The organism is Candidatus Goldiibacteriota bacterium (assembly GCA_016937715.1).
In the GTDB taxonomy this organism is placed as follows: domain Bacteria; phylum Oederibacteriota; class PGYV01; order PGYV01; family PGYV01; genus PGYV01.
In genome coordinates, this window is the sequence record JAFGWA010000085.1 from 23910 (window position 1) to 40007 (window position 16098).

Genomic DNA, 16098 nt, shown 5'->3' on the forward strand with positions numbered 1-16098 from the left:
TATGAAAAAAACTTTTGTTGTGTTGATTGCCGCTTTATTACTGGCTTCCTGTACGTCCATTACCCTTAAGACAGAAATAGGCAGGGAAATTTTCTATGAGAATGGCAAAGTCATTGCCACTTATTCTTACGGTGAAAATGGTGAAGTTTTAAAGGATGGAATATTAATAGAAGGCCTTGTTACGGAGTATTTTGAAGGTAATAAACCCAAGGCAAGGCACATTTACAGAAAAGGCATAAAAAACGGCGAGTCTCAGGAATATTTTGAAAACGGAGGGATTAAAGCGGTCCTGTTTTATAATGACGGAATACTTTCGGGGCCGGCAAAGTATTATTTTGAAACCGGAGAAGTAAAAGAAGAAGGCGCTTATGTTAAAGGCAAAAGAGACGGTGAGTGGAAAAATTATTATTTAAGCGGGCTGGTTGAAAAAAAGACCACATACAGGCTGGGCGAAAAAGAAGGGTTCTGGTCGTGTACTTATGAAAGCGGGGAAGTAAAAGAGGAAGGTATTTTTCTAAAAGATAAAGCTGAAGGCAGCTGGAAATGCCTGTATAAGACGGGAGAAATAAAGGAGAAAGGATCATATAAAAACGGCCTTAAGGAAGGGCTTTGGGAAGAATATGATAAAGACGGAAAAGTGACGGCAAAGAAAATATACAGGCGCGGCGTACAGGTGAAATAGAAATATGCTTGTGTAAATAATTTATGCCTGTTAAAATCTAAATATGAAAAAATTAACTTTAACTTTAATTATTATTACAATATTATCCTGTGTTTCATACGCGGGAAGCGTGCCTTTTAATTATGCTTATCTTCTGGCTGATAATGTCCACCGGCCGATATTTTTGTCATTTGCGTCCGCGGATGAATTAATTGAAAAGAATAATCTTCTGTTTCTTGCTGATTTTACCGCCTTTAAAGGTAATGAAATCAGCGCTTATGATAATTATATCGGCCCTACTTCCGCTTTTATCTTCTGGGAGCCTTTAAAAAACAGGGAATATAAAGGAGGCATTTTCTTTTCCCCTGTATATTTAAGGGCGGATGCCGGGAAACCCGGTTATATTACTGAAAGCAGGCAGTATCTTATCGGCGTAAGAGCCGGCAATCAGGTATTCAGGGGAGCGCTTGGATGGATACTTGATGAAAATTCGGATGATGCCGGGTTTGTTCACGCTAATTTTTATGGGTTTGACCTTATGGCATCGGTAAATTTTTCCGGCAATCTGACAGATCTAAATTTTATAAAACTGTTTGAAACCGGGCGCGCCGGAAGAATAGGCCCTGTAATTTCATATTACGGATTTTATGACACGTTGAAAGCGGGTGTGATATGGGACAGGATTATGCCGGCTGATTTTATTGAACTGTCAGCGGAAGGAATGGCTGATGTATACAACAGGGGGCTTGGCGCGGGAATGTCGTATATTAGTGCTGCGGCATTATTTAAGTTTGAAAATGACCTGGCTTTGAAAATAGCAGGTTCGTATTCTGAAGAGTATTTTTATGAAGGATTGTGGGGAGGGCAGGTACAAATAGCCGTTTTTAATAATTTTTTTATTGCTGCATCGTATAATTATAATGACAGTATTGTCATGAATCCGCTGAGAAATCAGCTGTTTTTATCTGTGCGGGTTTCCGCTTCTATAGCATATGAAAAACAGGGGACTGCCGTATCTCCGGCAGAAAGCGTGATAAAAGATAATTTATCGGATAAAACAATAGGGGTTGAAAGTTTCATATTTGACCAGAATTTAAAAACAAAAGACGCAATGCGAAGCCATTTAAAGAATGGTTTTGTTTCCACAGCATCAGTCATAACCGCAGCTGCAGCAGGCGGGCTTGTTTTAATATTAGGAACACCGCAGGACGCGTCATACGCCGCCGTAGGCGGAGCACTGCTTGGGTATTGGCTTTCGCCGTCGTTGTTTGAAATAGTATATTAAAAGACTATCCCATAAACTTTTAACCCATATCCAATAAATAAAAACGTTTCGTATTGTTTTTTGTTTGTTTTAATGTTTGGTAGCCGCATCCTTTTAGGGCGCGCGTCTTTGATTATTTTTAACGGATAAATTTGATTATATATGCAATGAAAACCAACTACCGCGGGCTAAAGACCCGCGTCTACCAGGTCTAAACCGACCCTCCGACCTTCCGTCCCTCCAAGCGTCCAAGCCTCTAAGCATCCAAGCGTCTATCTTATCTCCTGTTCCTATGTATATTCTTATCCCTTTTTTTCTCGCGTTCTTTCATTTCTGATACTTTATCCATGCAGTCCTGGCACAGGGTGCCTTTTTTCAGTTCCTTGCCGCACAACCGGCATTTTAACTGCTCGGGCGGGTCTGTCATACGCAGGCTTCCGGATTTGACAAAGCGAAGTATCTGCATAGGGTCAACGCCTGTCCTGTTGGACACTTCCATGACATTGGCAAGAGGGAAGCTTCTAAGGTAATCAGTAACTGTTTTCAAGTCTTTGGCTTCCAGCACCATACAATCCGGGCATATATAAGTAATCTTTTCCGGGCTGAAAACCTTACCGCATCTTGAACAGTTAACTATCGCCATTATCGCTCCTGTTATTTTATGCTTTGATTATATAACATTTTTAACCGGCATCCAAACCAATTATTTCACGGGTTTAAAATATTCTGCAACCGTGATATACTCTTAAATAATAAAATATGAAACAACAGGAAACAGGAGAGTTTATGAAAGGGAAGCTTATTGTTTTTGAAGGGCCGGAAGGGTGCGGTAAGTCAACCCAGGCAGAGATGGTTTTTGATTATTTACAGAATAATGATGTCAAAGCCGTGCTTTTAAGGGAGCCGGGCGGAAACGCAATATCGGAAAAAATACGCTCCATAATTCTTGACCCTGCCCATAAGGCAATGACCAAAAAGACGGAACTTTTGCTGTACATAGCCAGCAGGGCGCAGATAATAGAAGAAAAATTAAAACCGCTTTTAGACGGCGGCACTACCGTAATACTTGACCGTTTCAGCCTGTCCACGCTTGTTTATCAGGGTTACGCGCGCGGGCTGGATAAAAAACAGATAAAGATGCTGAACGGTTATGTGGCCAAAGGCGTAAAGGTTTTTATGACTGTGGTTTTTGATGTGTCGGCGTCAGAAGCGAAAAAAAGAATGAGTAAAAGGGAAAAACACGACAGGTTAGACGCTGAAGCTGCGGCTTTTCATAAGAAAGTAAGGGCCGGTTATCTGGCAGAAGCCGCCAAAAATAAGTCTATTTACCTTATAAAGACGGACGGTAAATCAAAAGAAGAAATTTTTGATGAAACTATAAAACTGCTCTGCAAAAAGAGGGCATATTAATGGCCATTAAAGATATCGCCGGCAATGGACTTGCCAAGACGTCACTGCTTTCTTATGTGAAATCCCCCAAAACAGGCACTTCATATATTTTTGCGGGCGAGGAAAATACCGGAAAAAAATATTCCGCGATACAGTTTGCAAAGGCATTAAACTGCGAAAATCCCATGCCGGATTCCGACTGCTGTGACGCGTGCTCCAGCTGCAAACTGTTAGACAGGGTCTTTTCGGCGCTTGATGAGGACGGCATGCAGTTAAACCCGCATCCGGATGTGCTGTATATAAATACCGAAAAAGCCAATATTGTAATTGACATGGTACTGGACAAGCTTCAGGAAATAAACGCTTACAGGGCTATAAAACTTAAAAAGAAAATTGTTATCATGAATGACGCGGAAAAGATGAATAACGTGGCTTCCAATGCCATCTTGAAGGAACTGGAAGAACCCAATGAAAACGCGGTAATAATCCTTATTGTGAATAACCAGGAAAAACTGCTTCCCACCATAATTTCCAGGTGCCACAGGGTGGAAATTAAACGGGCGCCTGTTCAGGAAATAAGGGCTAAACTGAAAGTAGTTAAACCTGAACTTACCGGGGAAAAACTTGAAGAAGCGGTGCTTTTCTGCGAAGGCAAAATAGGGGATGCTTTTGATTACGAGGGAATAAAAGAAAAGGTGGCTGCTGCCGCGGGTATTGCAAAGGTGATTTCGGGGAAAACAGACAATATAGAAGGGATATTTCTAAAGGTGCAGGAGCTTGAAACCGCTAAAAAAGCCAAAAAAGAGGATAAAGACGGCAACACAAGGGTTTTTTTCCTTGATATTTTGAAGATATTATCATATATTTATAAGGATTTAATGCTGGCAAAGGCCGGCGTAAAGGATGTATTAAAACAGAAGTATTCCATTAATTCTTCGGAAATCCGTGAATTAAGCGAAAAAAAGCTTGTTAATATAATAGGGCTTATAGAGTCGGCACAGCGTGACCTGATGGCAAACGCCAACACGGGTCTTTTATTTTCAGGGCTGTTTTTCGGCATTCGAAAGGAAGGTTTACGAAATGATTGAAATTGTAGGGATAAAGTTTAAGGATGACGAAAAGATATATTATTATAATCCAAGCAAACTTCACCTTGAAAAAGGCGAAAAGTGCCTGGTGGAAACCATAGACGGCGAACGGGAAGCGGAAGTGTCGCTTGCTAATTTCTATATAGAGCCGGATAAACTTTACGCGCCTGTCAGAAGGGTTGTTAAATATCTGACAGACAAGCAGGAAATATTCGAGCAGAAGAAAGCCAGAATGGAAGAGAAAGCAAAAGAGTTCTGCGCAAAGAGGATTGAAGGAAGAAAGCTTCCGATGAAACTTACGGAAGTTAATTATACCGATGACCTTAAAAAAGTTGTGTTCTTTTTTGTAGCGGAAAACAGGGTGGATTTCAGGGAACTTTTAAAGGACCTTGTTAAGACACTGCGCGTAAAAATTGAACTAAGGCAGATAAGCCGCAGGGAATACGCCAAGAAGATAGGCGGCGTTGGCATCTGTGGAAGGGTGTGCTGCTGCAAACAGTACCTTAAATCGTTTTCTCCCATAACAATTAAAATGGCTAAAGTTCAGGGGCTGCCGCTTAATCCAACCAAAATATCCGGCGTGTGCGGCAGGCTTTTATGCTGCCTGGCATATGAAAAATACGATTCGCCGGTAAGGCCTGTTGTCCAATACTATGATGCCGGCGTTGACACAAAAGAGATAAAAAAACTTGATGACGCTGAAGCTGACGTAAGCTAAAACGCTTATGATGAACACCCTTAAATAAACGCCGTAAAACGGGGCGGTATTTTTTTATTTGCGGGGCGGAAGTTCACGATAAAAACGGAGGATAAATGAAAAAGTTTTATATTACAACTGCCATAGATTATGCCAATTCCAAACCTCACGCCGGGCACGCTTATGAAAAAGTGGTGACGGATATTATGGCGCGTTATAAAAGGCTGCGCGGATATGACGTGGCTTTCTGCACCGGCACCGATGAACACAGCTTAAATGTGCAGGCAAAAGCAAAGGAATTAAACAAGGATCCAAAAGAGTATTGTGATGAAATGGTTGTGGCTTATAAGGAACTCTGCGCGCTGTATAACATTTCAATTACCGATTTTATTCAGACCACAGAAGAACGCCATCACAAGTCTGTTGCCGAACTGTTTAAGCGCATTTATGACGCGGGTGATATTTACAAGGGCAAATATGAAGGGTGGTACTGCAAATCGTGCGAAGCTTTTTACAATAAGACTGACCTTACGGAAGACAACTGCTGCCCCACGCATAAAGTTAAGGCCGACCTTATAACGGAAGAAAATTACTTTATTAAAATAACAAAATATACGGACAGGCTTTTAAAACATATAGAAGACAATCCGGGTTTTATTGAGCCTGCCACAAGAAAAAACGAAATTCTGGCAATGTTAAAATCGGGATTCAGGGATATAAGCGTATCCAGGCCGGGTATTAACTGGGGCATTCCGCTTCCGGTAGACCCGTCACAGACTGTATATGTCTGGTTTGACGCGCTGATAAATTACATAACATCCGCGGGTTTTGCCACTGATGACGCAAAATTTAAGAAGTACTGGCCTGCAGATGTTCATATAATAGGCAAGGATATTACCAAGTTCCATTGTATAATTTGGCCTATAATGCTTATGTCCGCGGGGCTGGAACTGCCGGCAAAAGTTTTTGGACATGGCTTTCTTTTAAACAAAGGCGAAAAAATGAGCAAGTCGCGCGGTAATGTGGTTGACCCTGTAGAAATGGCGCAAAAGTACGGCGCGGAAGCCATAAGATATTATTTTGCCGCCGATGTGGTTAACGGCGAAGACGGCGATTTTAATGAAGACGCGATAAAGTTAAGTTTTAACACAAATCTTGCCAATGACCTTGGCAATTTAATTAACCGGTCGCTTAATATGGTGGAAAAATACAGCGAAGGGCTATCCGGTATATATGACGAAAGTGCCGCTGATGATAATATGAAACTGGTTGCATCCGAAGAAAAAGCGCTGTGGAAAAAATATGAAAGCTACATGGAAAAAATGAATTTTTCAGATGCTATAAAATCTGTTTGGAAAATAATTGGTATGTCCAACAAACTTATAGATCAGTCGGCGCCGTGGAACCTGTTTAAAAACGGGCAGAAAAAAGAGCTTGAAAATGTCCTTCATCTGCTGCTGGAAGCCATAAGGCTTACGTCGCTGGCAATTGCGCCTGTAATGCCGGCAACCGCGGAAAAAATATGGGTCAAGCTTGGAGTGACATACGACATGAAATCCCTTGACCTGGAAAAAGAGATGCAGTTTGGGCTTTTAAAAGAGGGGACAAAAGTGGCAAAAGGCGACCCGCTGTTCCCGCGTATTCAGAGCGAAGAAGAAAAGGAGAAAAATCTAAAGTCAAAGGCCAAGGGTTAAACCTTACAGCCAAAACTTATGATTTAATTTTAAATGATTGATACCCATATTCATATATGCGATGAAAAGTATGATACAGACCGCAAAGAAATGCTTCAAAGGGCAAGGCAGGCGGGTGTAAATAAATTTTTAAATATCGGCGCCGAAATTGAAGAAACAAGAAAAGTTGCGGTTTTTAAAGAAGAAGGGGTTTGGGCTGCCATAGGGCTTCACCCGCACTACGTGGATGTTTTAAATGAAGAAATAATAAATGAATTAAAAGGTTATCTGGCCGCAAATGACAGAATAGCGGCAGTAGGCGAAATAGGCCTTGATTATTACAAAAGTACGGTGGACAGGGCGGTTCAAAAAGCGGGATTTGAAAAACTTATTTTGCTTGCGCGGGAATTTGAAAAGCCGGTAATTATTCACAGCAGAGACGCGCATAGTGAAGTTATTGAAATTCTTGCGGCCAACAGGGTAAAGAGAGCGGGAATTATACACTGTTTCTCGGCTGATTATGAAGCAGCAAAGAAATTTATGGATTTAGGTTATGTTTTCGGGATAGGCGGGGTAATCACATTCCCCAATTCTTCGGTTTTAAGGGATGCGGTAAAACAGATTCCCATTGAAAGTATAGTGCTTGAAACAGACGCGCCGTGGCTTGCTCCTCAGAAATTCCGTGGGCAGAGGAACGAAGCTTCATACATCCCGGTTATTGCGGAAAAGCTTGCGGAAATTAAAGGTATGGATGTTAAGGAAGTTATAAGGATAACCACGGCAACCGCATGCAGGGTGCTTGGTATTTAAAAAGGAGAAATTATGTTAAAGCCATATATTAAGAAAGCTGCGGACCGTGAAAATCTTACGCCGCAGGAGATGAAAGAAGCTATGGAAATAATGATGACAGGAAAGTCAAGCGAAGTGCAGATAGCCGCGTTTTTAACCGCGTTAAAGATGAAAGGCGAAACCGTGGAAGAAATTTCAGCCGCGGCAATGGTAATGAGGTCAAAGGCCCATAATATTAAAATTGATAAGGAAATAATACTTGATACGTGCGGCACCGGCGGCGATTATGCGGAGACTTTTAACATATCTACGGCTGTATCTGTTGTGGCTGCCGCCTGCGGCGTAACCGTAGCCAAGCATGGAAACAGGGCTTTAACCAGCAAAAGCGGCAGCGCCGATGTTTTAAAAGCGCTTGGCGTTAATGTGGACGCAAGCCATGAAAATATAAAAAACAGTATTGAAAATATTGGTATCGGCTTTCTGTTTGCGCCGGGATGCCATATGGCTATGAAATACGCGGCGCCGGTAAGGCGCGAAATAGGCATAAGAAACATATTTAATGTTTTGGGCCCAATTATTAATCCGGCGCGCAATACGCACCACCTTATGGGGGTTTACGCGGGGTCGCTTACTGAAAAGATAGCGGCAGTTTTAAAAAATATGGGCAACGTGCATTCTCTTGTAATATGCGGCGACGGCAACGTTGATGAAGCCATATTATGGGGTAATACTTCAGTGGCTGAATTAAAAGACGGCAGGATAACCACTTATTCCATAAACGCGGAAGAGTTCGGGATTGAACCGTGCACACAGCAGGAAGTCAGGGGCAATTCCCCGGAAGAGAACGCGGTAATTATGTCAGAGGTTTTTGCGGGCAAAAGAAAAGACGCTTATTACCGTATAATAGTGTATAATAGCGCAATAGCCCTGTACACGGCTGATGCGGCGCAAACCATAAAAGACGGTGTAATAATGGCAAAAGAAGCCATAGATTCCGGCCGTGCCGCGGATAAGTTAAAACAGCTTGTAGAGTACAGCAATAAATAAGAAAAAATAAGAGGTGGATAATGGCGGGGAACATACTTAGCAAGATAGTAAAACATAAGAAACAGGAAGTGGCTGCGGCAAAGAAAAAGACGCCAATGAGCGCGCTTCTTGCCGAAATAATGAAACTGCCGGCTAACCGTAATTTCAGGGATGTATTTGAGAATAATGATTTTACTATTGTGGGCGAGATTAAGAAAAAGTCGCCTTCAAAAGGCGTTATAAAAGGCAGTGTTAATATAAAAAATATTGTCCAGATATATGAAAAATCGGGTATAAAAGCCCTGTCTATAGTGACGGATAAAAAGTTTTTTGACGGCAGCCTTGAATATATAAAAGAAGCAAAAAAACACTGTTCTATGCCTGTTTTAAGGAAAGATTTTGTCATAGATGAATATCAGATATACGAAACGCGCGCGGCAAGGGCGGATGCTATTCTGCTTATAGCTGCCATACTTGAAAAAAGGGAGCTTGCTTCTTTTATCAGAAAAGCCAGGTTTCTGAACGTTACGCCTGTTGTTGAATGTATTTCAAAAGAGGAAATAAAGAAAGCGGCCGCGGCAGGGGCGGAAATTATAGGTATTAATACAAGGGATTTAAAAACATTTAAGATTAACCTTGCAAGAATAAAAACGCTTGTGAAATACGTACCCAAGGATAAATTTGTTATGTGCGAAAGCGGAATAAACACCCCTGAAGATGTGGACGAAATAATGGTGGACGCAAAAATAAAAGGTGTCCTTATAGGCACTATGTTTATGAAAGCTAAGGGCGAAAAACAGATAAAAGACCTGGCCGGGCAGATCCTTAATAAGTACGGAAATTAGCGGCAGGCAATGCAGACAGGGCTTAAACATCTGCGGTAAATATATCCGGGGGCAACATGAGGCCGAAAGTTAAAATATGCGGTATTACAAACCTTAAAGATGCTATTCTTGCCGAATCGCTTGGCGCGGATATTATCGGTTTTATTTTTGCCGAAAGCCCAAGAAAAGTAAGCGAAAAGCAGGCCCTTGAAATTATTAAGAAACTTAAACCATTCACCTTTAAAGCCGGGGTTTTCGTGGAACCTGACGGCGCTAAAATTAACAGAACTGTCTCTTTGCTGGGGCTTGATATAGCCCAGGTACACGGCGAAGTAAGCCTGTCATGTCTGAAAAAAATAAAAAACGCTAAAATATTAAAGGTTATAAAAGCCAAAGACGAAGCTTACACCGCGTCTCAGGTAAAAAAATATATTAATCACGTTGATTGTTTTCTTTTTGATACGTATGATCCGGCGCTTCACGGCGGAACGGGAAAGCGGTTTGACTGGACAATGCTGAAAAAAATAAGCGCGCCTTTTTTTATAGCGGGCGGTATAAAGCCGGAAACAGCAGGAACAATAGCCGGGATAATAAAACCATACGGACTTGACGTATCGTCGGGCGTGGAAAAAACAAAAGGCAGAAAAGACCCGTCAAAGTTAAAACTGTTTTTTAATAATGTCAATAAAGCCCGATGGTGAAAGCCATTCCTGTGTTTATCCTATAACCTGAAAAAATAAAATTAATGGAGCATAAGATGCGTATACCCGATAACAAAGGTTTTTTTGGAGATTTTGGCGGCAAGTTCGCGCCTGAAACATTAAGGGCGCTTTTGGATGACCTTGAAAGAAATTATGAGAAAGCAAAGAAAGACCCGTCGTTTAAACGTGAATTTGATTACTATTTAAAGTTTTATGTGGGCAGGCCTTCGCCTTTATATTTTGCGGGGAAACTTTCCAAACGTTTTGGCGCGAAAATATATCTGAAACGTGAAGATTTAAATCATACCGGCGCGCACAAGATTAACAACACAATAGGGCAGATACTGCTTGCAAAACGCATGGGTAAAAAGAGGATAATAGCGGAAACCGGCGCGGGCCAGCACGGTGTGGCTACAGCCACGGTGGCCGCGCTTTTTAACTGCGAATGTGATGTTTACATGGGCGAAGAGGATATTAAAAGGCAGTCGTTAAATGTTTTCAGGATGGAACTGCTTGGCGCGCGCGTAATTCCCGTTACTTCCGGCAGCAAAACTTTAAAAGACGCGCTTAACGAAGCCACCCGCGACTGGTTGAAGAACGTGGATAATACGTTTTATATAATAGGAACTGTTTCAGGTTTTCATCCGTATCCCATGATGGTAAGGGATTTTCAGTCTGTTATTGGAAAGGAAGCACGCAAGCAGATACTTGAAGCTGAAGGCAGGCTTCCGGATTATCTGGTGGCGTGCGTGGGCGGCGGTTCAAACGCCATGGGGCTTTTTTATCCTTTTATTAATGATAAAAATGTAAAACTTATAGGAGTGGAAGCCGGAGGCCTTGGGCTTAAAACCGGAAAACACGCCGCAAGTATTGTGAATAATGAAGTGGGTATATTGCATGGCGCCAAGACATATGTGCTTCAGACGGAACACGGGCAGATAACAGAGACTCATTCAGTGTCCGCGGGACTGGATTATCCGGGCGTGGGGCCGGAACTAAGCTACCTTTCAAAGACAAAACGCGCAAGGTTTGACGCGATAACAGATAAAGAAGCGCTTGAAGGGTTTAAGATGATGTGCCGTGAAGAGGGAATAATTCCGGCGCTTGAATCTTCGCACGCCTGCGCCTATCTTGAAAAGATGAAGCTTAAGAAAAAAGATATTGTTATTGTAAATGTTTCAGGCAGGGGCGACAAAGACATTAACACAGTCTATTCCCTTATAAAAGGGGGTAAATAATATGAACAGGATGGAGATGTTAAAGTCTAAAGGCAAAAAAATTGTTATTTATTTAATGGCGGGTGATCCGGGAATAAAAGAAACTGAAGATTTAATAATAACCCTGGCACGAAGCGGAGTTTCACTTGTGGAACTTGGCATACCTTTTTCTGACCCTATTGCGGACGGGATTGTTATTCAAAAAGCGGGCGAAAGGGCTTTAAATCGGGGCGTTACCGTAAAAGACTGCCTGGACATTGTTAAAAGGGTAAGGGAAAAAGGGATAGAAATACCCATAGCGGCAATGACATATTATAACCTTATATATCACTTTGGGCCGGAAAAATTTGTAGACAGCGCGTTAAAAGCGGGATTAGACGGGGCAATTATCCCGGATTTACCTTTTGACGAGGAGCCAAAGTTCTATTCTTACGCTAAAAAGCGCGGTTTTAACCTTGTTTACCTGGCGGCACCGTCAAATACAAGAGAGCGTGCCAAAAAAATTGTGGAAAAAAGCAGCGGTTTTGTGTATTATATCCTTCAGAAAGGCGTAACCGGCAGCACAAAAAGCAGTATTGTCGGGTTTGAACTGCTTAAGTATTTGAAAAAACTTTCAAAATTACCGGTTTTTGCGGGTTTTGGTATTTCGGAACCATCGCAGGCTAAAGAAATCCTTAAAACGGCAGACGGAGTAATAATTGGAAGCGCTTTTGTTTCGCTTTGTGAAAAATACGGCAGAAATAAGAGTATACTGTTGAAAAAAGCAGAGATGTTTGTGAAAAAATTCCTAAATGTTTGATTTCTTAGTTTGATAAAAAATTGAGGAAACGGATGCCGAATAAAAGAAAGAAAACAAACAAGTATGAGAGTGTAAAGTTAAAAAAGCCGGCTGTCAATGCATCCAAGGGTGTATCTGAAGTCGACAGGCTGCGCGCGGAAATTACTGTCCTGCAGAAACAGGTTAATATCCTGCAGGCAATATCCGAAATAACAGCCAAGGACTTTAAACTTAGCGAGATTTTGGACAGATTTTTGACAACTGTTATGGATGCCACCTCAAGCGAAGCCGGGTCCATACTGCTTGTGGAAAAACATACAAACGCGCTGTATTTTGCCTCTGCCAAAGGCGGCAAAGCATCCCAGATAAAAAAGTTTAAGCTTGCCATAGGCGAAGGCGTCGCCGGCTGGGTGGCGCAGACAGGCAAACCTATAATTACGCCTGACGCGGCATCAGATAAACGGCACTCCGGCCGTTTTGATAAAAATTTAAAATATAAAACCCGCAATATTATGTGCGCGCCGCTTAAATTTGATCACGATATTCTTGGCGTTATAGAGATGCTGAATAAGAAAAAAGGGCAGGCGTTTGACAACAGGGACCTTGAAACACTTCTTATTTTTACGCCGTATATTTCCGCTATTGTAAAAAACGCGGGATTGCTGACCGATAACAAGGAAAAAATTGAACGGCTTGAACACCTTATGGGTATAACCGAATACGTGAATTCAACGCTTGAACTGGATATTCTGCTTGATAAAATGCTTGCCGCTTCCACCCATATGCTTGAAGCGGAAGCGGGTTCAATTCTTCTGCTTGAAAAGGATGAACTGGTTTTTGCGTCAGCGACAGGGGCACAGAAAGATACGATTAAAAATATAAGGGTTCCTATAGGCGAAGGAATTGCGGGATGGGTGGCAAGGGAAGACCGGTCTGTTCTGGTGGCAGACGCGCAGAATGACCCCAGATTTTTCAAAAAAGCGGATGAAAAAACATCATTTAAGACGCGGTCTATCATTGCCGTGCCTCTTAAGACAAAACAGAAACTTGTGGGCGTAATGGAAGTAATGAATAAAAAGGGCGGGGATTTTTTCAACGAAGACGATAAAAACCTGCTTGAAGCGCTTGCCAATCAGGCAGCCGTAGCTATTGAAAACGCAAAACTTTATACGGAAACGCAGAATATGTTTATGAACACCGTCAAATGCCTTGCGGAAACTATTGATAAGAAAGATAACTATACAAGGCATCATTCCGACGGCGTCACCACATACAGCATGGAAATAGGAAAAGCACTTGGTATTCCGGATGTGGAATTAAAAGAGTTAAAAATTGCAGCTTTGTTTCACGATATAGGAAAAATCGGCGTTAATGAAAGTATATTAAGAAAACCATCAAAACTTACAGAACAGGAATTTCTTGAAATAAAAAAACATCCGGATGAAGGCGCGAATATACTTGAACCCATACCGCAGCTGAAGGACATTCTGCCTGTAATCAGGCATCATCATGAAAGGTTTGACGGCAATGGATATCCGGCGGGCCTTGTGGGTGAAGATATACCCATGCATTCAAGGATAATAAGTATTGCCGATACGCTTGATGCGATGCTGACGGACAGGCCTTACAGAAAAGGGCTTCCGCTTGAAACCTGTGTTCAGGAAATACAGCACTGTTCCGGAACTCAGTTTGATCCGGAGATTGTGCCTGTGGCGATAAAAGCGATTAAAAAATATTTTTCAAAAAAAGTTAAAAAGTAAAAGGAGAATTTAAAATGGCAGCATGGTTTCACAGGCCTAAATACACAATTATAAGGAACGTGGAGAAAAAAGAGACAAAGATACCGGAAGGCATGTGGGTAAAGTGCGACCGCTGTGATTCCATAGTGCTGAAAAAAGAACTTTCGGACAACTTAAGCGTATGCCCCAAGTGCGGCCAGCACAAAAGGGTAACGGCTAAAGAACGCGTGGAAATGCTTATAGACAGCGGCACCTTTAAATTATTGTTTGAAGACGTTCAGACTGTGGATTATCTTTCGTTCCCGCAGTATAAGGATAAACTTGAAAAGGCAAAGAAGGCAACCGGGCTTACTGATTCGGTAATAACCGGAACCGGAAAAATGAATGACATGAACGTTGCGCTGGGAGTCACGGATTTTTCTTTTATGGGCGGTTCATTGGGTTCGGTAATGGGTGAAAGGCTTACTTCTTTATGCGAGACCGCGGTGGAAAAAAAGCTGCCCGTAATTATAGTGTCGGCATCAGGCGGCGGGGCAAGGATGCAGGAAGGTATTATATCGCTTATGCAGATGGCAAAGATTTCGGCGGCACTGTCAAGGGTATCAGACGCAGGGCTTCCTTTTATATCGGTAATGACAGACCCTACAGGCGGCGGAGTAACCGCGTCTTTTGCAATGCTTGGGGATTTAAATATAGCGGAACCCGAAGCGCTTATTATGTTTGCCGGGCCCAGGGTAATAGAGCAGACTATAAGACAGAAACTGCCGGAAGGTTTCCAGCGTTCTGAATTCCTTCTGGAACACGGCATGATAGACATAATTACAGAGAGAAAAGACATGAAAAATACAATTCATCTGGCTCTTTCAAAATTTATGGACGCCAAAAGGTATAAAGGCAAAAAGGTTTCTTAAAAACCTTATTATAAAATGACGGATATTGACGGCTATATTTCATCGCTTAATGAATTCAAATTTGATTATTCGCTTGGCAGAATAAAGGCTATTCTGTCATCACTGGATAACCCGCAGGACGCTTTTGGGGTAATTCACATAGCCGGCAGCAACGGCAAGGGGTCAACCGCCGCGTTTATAGAAGCGATATTCAGGGCTTCTGAATTCAAAACAGGATTATACACGTCGCCTCATATCAATAATTTCAGGGAAAGGATTGCCGTAAACGGCAAAACTGCTCCGGAAAATGTGCTGCTAAAAAATGTAAATCTGCTGAAAAAAACCGTTAAGAAAAATTCCACGTATCTTACTTACTTTGAATTTATGACCGTGCTGGCATTTCTTGTATTCAGGGAGTGCGGGGTGGAACTTGCTGTAATTGAAGCGGGGTTAGGCGGAAGATATGACGCGACAAACGTCAATTATGCCGCAAAACTGCTCTCTGTAATAACATCTGTATCGCTTGAACACACGCAGCTTCTTGGAAATACAAAGATTAAAATCCTTAAAGAAAAAGAAGCGATTGTGAAAGGTGCCGGGCTGTTTAACCTTAAAGGTAATAACTTAAGAAAGCATGTAAAGAAACGTTTTGGGGAAATGGCTTTTTTTCCGGAGGATTATTTTAAAGTTGAAAATACAAAACATAATAATTCCGGTTTAACGGCCGCGCTGCGGGACGTTAAAAATAAACACTCGCTTAAACTTAAACTTTCAATGCATGAAGATGTTATGGCGCAAAACGCGGCTATTGCTCTTGCCGCGGCAGATATAATTAAAAGCATGGATGTAAATATTGATATGAAGAAGGCGGTAAAAGCGCTTGAAAGGGTAAAGGTATCGGGCAGGCTGCAGAAGATATCAAAAGATACTTTTGTAAGCGTGGCGCATAATCCGGAAGCGGCTGATTCCGTGTTTGGCGCGCTTGCAAAAATGAGCGCCGGCAAAGTAACTTATATATTCTCCGCGTTAAAAGATAAAGACATAAAGTCTATTTTGCGGAGTATTAAAAAGTATAGAGATGTTCAGCTTGTCATAACCTCAATTGACAACGAAAGGGCGGAAAGTCCTGCCGTAATAAAAAAACTTGCGGATAAAGCCGGATTTAAATCATACCTTGAACCGGACAATAAAAAAGCCCTTGCCCTTGCGCGTAAGATAAAAGGCAGGGGAGTGATTGTAATAGGCGGGTCGTTTTACCTGGCCGGGAAATTCTTGATAAAAATTGTAAGATGAAGTGCAACATTTGAAGTAACAAAAAGTCCCACTGCTCACTTGTGTTATTATGTTGTTTGTGAGAACGAC

16 protein-coding genes are annotated in these 16098 nt (G+C 42.0%); 15 read left to right on the forward strand and 1 reads right to left on the reverse strand.

The features are described 5' to 3' along the window. The first annotated feature begins 1 nt into the window (after nucleotide 1). Nucleotides 2-682, forward strand: coding sequence for a hypothetical protein (locus JXR81_08780; GenBank protein ID MBN2754937.1), 681 nt, complete (start codon nucleotides 2-4; stop codon nucleotides 680-682). A gap of 43 nt (nucleotides 683-725) precedes the next feature. Continuing rightward, complete coding sequence (locus tag JXR81_08785) at nucleotides 726-1946, forward strand: hypothetical protein (GenBank protein MBN2754938.1); 1221 nt, start codon at nucleotides 726-728, stop codon at nucleotides 1944-1946. A 256-nt stretch (nucleotides 1947-2202) separates the two neighbouring features. Here the strand turns inward: JXR81_08785 and JXR81_08790 are convergent, their stop codons facing one another. Next, the gene (locus JXR81_08790; GenBank protein MBN2754939.1) at nucleotides 2203-2568 is read right to left on the reverse strand and encodes a hypothetical protein; all 366 of its coding nucleotides are present in this window, start codon (nucleotides 2566-2568) and stop codon (nucleotides 2203-2205) included. A 143-nt stretch (nucleotides 2569-2711) separates the two neighbouring features. Here JXR81_08790 and tmk point away from each other — a divergent pair, with 143 nt between their 5' ends. From tmk to JXR81_08855, 13 genes are all read left to right on the forward strand, one after another. Then, nucleotides 2712-3335, forward strand: coding sequence for a dTMP kinase (gene tmk, locus JXR81_08795; protein MBN2754940.1), 624 nt, complete (start codon nucleotides 2712-2714; stop codon nucleotides 3333-3335). Next, nucleotides 3335-4402 (forward strand): hypothetical protein, encoded by a 1068-nt coding sequence (locus JXR81_08800; protein MBN2754941.1) that lies wholly within the window; start codon nucleotides 3335-3337, stop codon nucleotides 4400-4402. Before tmk ends, JXR81_08800 begins: the two co-directional genes overlap by 1 nt. Beyond that, entirely contained in the window at nucleotides 4395-5120 is a 726-nt protein-coding gene (locus JXR81_08805) for a hypothetical protein (protein MBN2754942.1), read from the forward strand. The genes JXR81_08800 and JXR81_08805 overlap by 8 nt, the downstream gene beginning before the upstream one ends. 95 nt (nucleotides 5121-5215) lie before the next feature. Then, the gene (metG, locus tag JXR81_08810; GenBank protein MBN2754943.1) at nucleotides 5216-6793 is read left to right on the forward strand and encodes a methionine--tRNA ligase; all 1578 of its coding nucleotides are present in this window, start codon (nucleotides 5216-5218) and stop codon (nucleotides 6791-6793) included. A gap of 33 nt (nucleotides 6794-6826) precedes the next feature. Continuing rightward, the gene (locus tag JXR81_08815; protein ID MBN2754944.1) at nucleotides 6827-7582 is read left to right on the forward strand and encodes a TatD family hydrolase; all 756 of its coding nucleotides are present in this window, start codon (nucleotides 6827-6829) and stop codon (nucleotides 7580-7582) included. Nucleotides 7583-7594: 12 nt separating this feature from the next. After that, the gene (trpD, locus tag JXR81_08820; GenBank protein MBN2754945.1) at nucleotides 7595-8608 is read left to right on the forward strand and encodes an anthranilate phosphoribosyltransferase; all 1014 of its coding nucleotides are present in this window, start codon (nucleotides 7595-7597) and stop codon (nucleotides 8606-8608) included. Between the two features lie 20 nt (nucleotides 8609-8628). Next, nucleotides 8629-9432, forward strand: a complete 804-nt coding sequence (gene trpC / locus JXR81_08825; protein MBN2754946.1) for an indole-3-glycerol phosphate synthase TrpC — start codon at nucleotides 8629-8631, stop codon at nucleotides 9430-9432. A 56-nt stretch (nucleotides 9433-9488) separates the two neighbouring features. Next, on the forward strand, nucleotides 9489-10112 hold the full coding sequence (locus tag JXR81_08830; GenBank protein MBN2754947.1) for a phosphoribosylanthranilate isomerase: 624 nt from the start codon (nucleotides 9489-9491) through the stop codon (nucleotides 10110-10112). Between the two features lie 56 nt (nucleotides 10113-10168). Then, entirely contained in the window at nucleotides 10169-11350 is a 1182-nt protein-coding gene (gene trpB / locus JXR81_08835; protein ID MBN2754948.1) for a tryptophan synthase subunit beta, read from the forward strand. Between the two features lies 1 nt (nucleotide 11351). Next, complete coding sequence (locus JXR81_08840) at nucleotides 11352-12128, forward strand: tryptophan synthase subunit alpha (protein MBN2754949.1); 777 nt, start codon at nucleotides 11352-11354, stop codon at nucleotides 12126-12128. Nucleotides 12129-12160: 32 nt separating this feature from the next. Further along, nucleotides 12161-13867: a GAF domain-containing protein gene (locus JXR81_08845; protein ID MBN2754950.1), complete on the forward strand. Its 1707-nt coding sequence runs from the start codon at nucleotides 12161-12163 to the stop codon at nucleotides 13865-13867. A gap of 14 nt (nucleotides 13868-13881) precedes the next feature. Beyond that, complete coding sequence (locus tag JXR81_08850; GenBank protein ID MBN2754951.1) at nucleotides 13882-14757, forward strand: acetyl-CoA carboxylase carboxyltransferase subunit beta; 876 nt, start codon at nucleotides 13882-13884, stop codon at nucleotides 14755-14757. A 15-nt stretch (nucleotides 14758-14772) separates the two neighbouring features. Then, nucleotides 14773-16029 carry a hypothetical protein gene (locus JXR81_08855; GenBank protein ID MBN2754952.1) on the forward strand — a complete coding sequence of 419 codons (1257 nt, stop codon included), beginning with the start codon at nucleotides 14773-14775 and terminating at the stop codon, nucleotides 16027-16029. Nucleotides 16030-16098 lie beyond the last annotated feature (69 nt).

Coding starts and splice junctions, on each gene's coding strand:
- JXR81_08780 (MBN2754937.1), top strand. CDS start 2: ATGAAAAAAACTTTTGTTGTGTTGATTGCCGCTTTATTACTGGCTTCC.
- JXR81_08785 (MBN2754938.1), top strand. CDS start 726: ATGAAAAAATTAACTTTAACTTTAATTATTATTACAATATTATCCTGT.
- JXR81_08790 (MBN2754939.1), bottom strand. CDS start 2,568: ATGGCGATAGTTAACTGTTCAAGATGCGGTAAGGTTTTCAGCCCGGAA.
- tmk (MBN2754940.1), top strand. CDS start 2,712: ATGAAAGGGAAGCTTATTGTTTTTGAAGGGCCGGAAGGGTGCGGTAAG.
- JXR81_08800 (MBN2754941.1), top strand. CDS start 3,335: ATGGCCATTAAAGATATCGCCGGCAATGGACTTGCCAAGACGTCACTG.
- JXR81_08805 (MBN2754942.1), top strand. CDS start 4,395: ATGATTGAAATTGTAGGGATAAAGTTTAAGGATGACGAAAAGATATAT.
- metG (MBN2754943.1), top strand. CDS start 5,216: ATGAAAAAGTTTTATATTACAACTGCCATAGATTATGCCAATTCCAAA.
- JXR81_08815 (MBN2754944.1), top strand. CDS start 6,827: ATGATTGATACCCATATTCATATATGCGATGAAAAGTATGATACAGAC.
- trpD (MBN2754945.1), top strand. CDS start 7,595: ATGTTAAAGCCATATATTAAGAAAGCTGCGGACCGTGAAAATCTTACG.
- trpC (MBN2754946.1), top strand. CDS start 8,629: ATGGCGGGGAACATACTTAGCAAGATAGTAAAACATAAGAAACAGGAA.
- JXR81_08830 (MBN2754947.1), top strand. CDS start 9,489: ATGAGGCCGAAAGTTAAAATATGCGGTATTACAAACCTTAAAGATGCT.
- trpB (MBN2754948.1), top strand. CDS start 10,169: ATGCGTATACCCGATAACAAAGGTTTTTTTGGAGATTTTGGCGGCAAG.
- JXR81_08840 (MBN2754949.1), top strand. CDS start 11,352: ATGAACAGGATGGAGATGTTAAAGTCTAAAGGCAAAAAAATTGTTATT.
- JXR81_08845 (MBN2754950.1), top strand. CDS start 12,161: ATGCCGAATAAAAGAAAGAAAACAAACAAGTATGAGAGTGTAAAGTTA.
- JXR81_08850 (MBN2754951.1), top strand. CDS start 13,882: ATGGCAGCATGGTTTCACAGGCCTAAATACACAATTATAAGGAACGTG.
- JXR81_08855 (MBN2754952.1), top strand. CDS start 14,773: ATGACGGATATTGACGGCTATATTTCATCGCTTAATGAATTCAAATTT.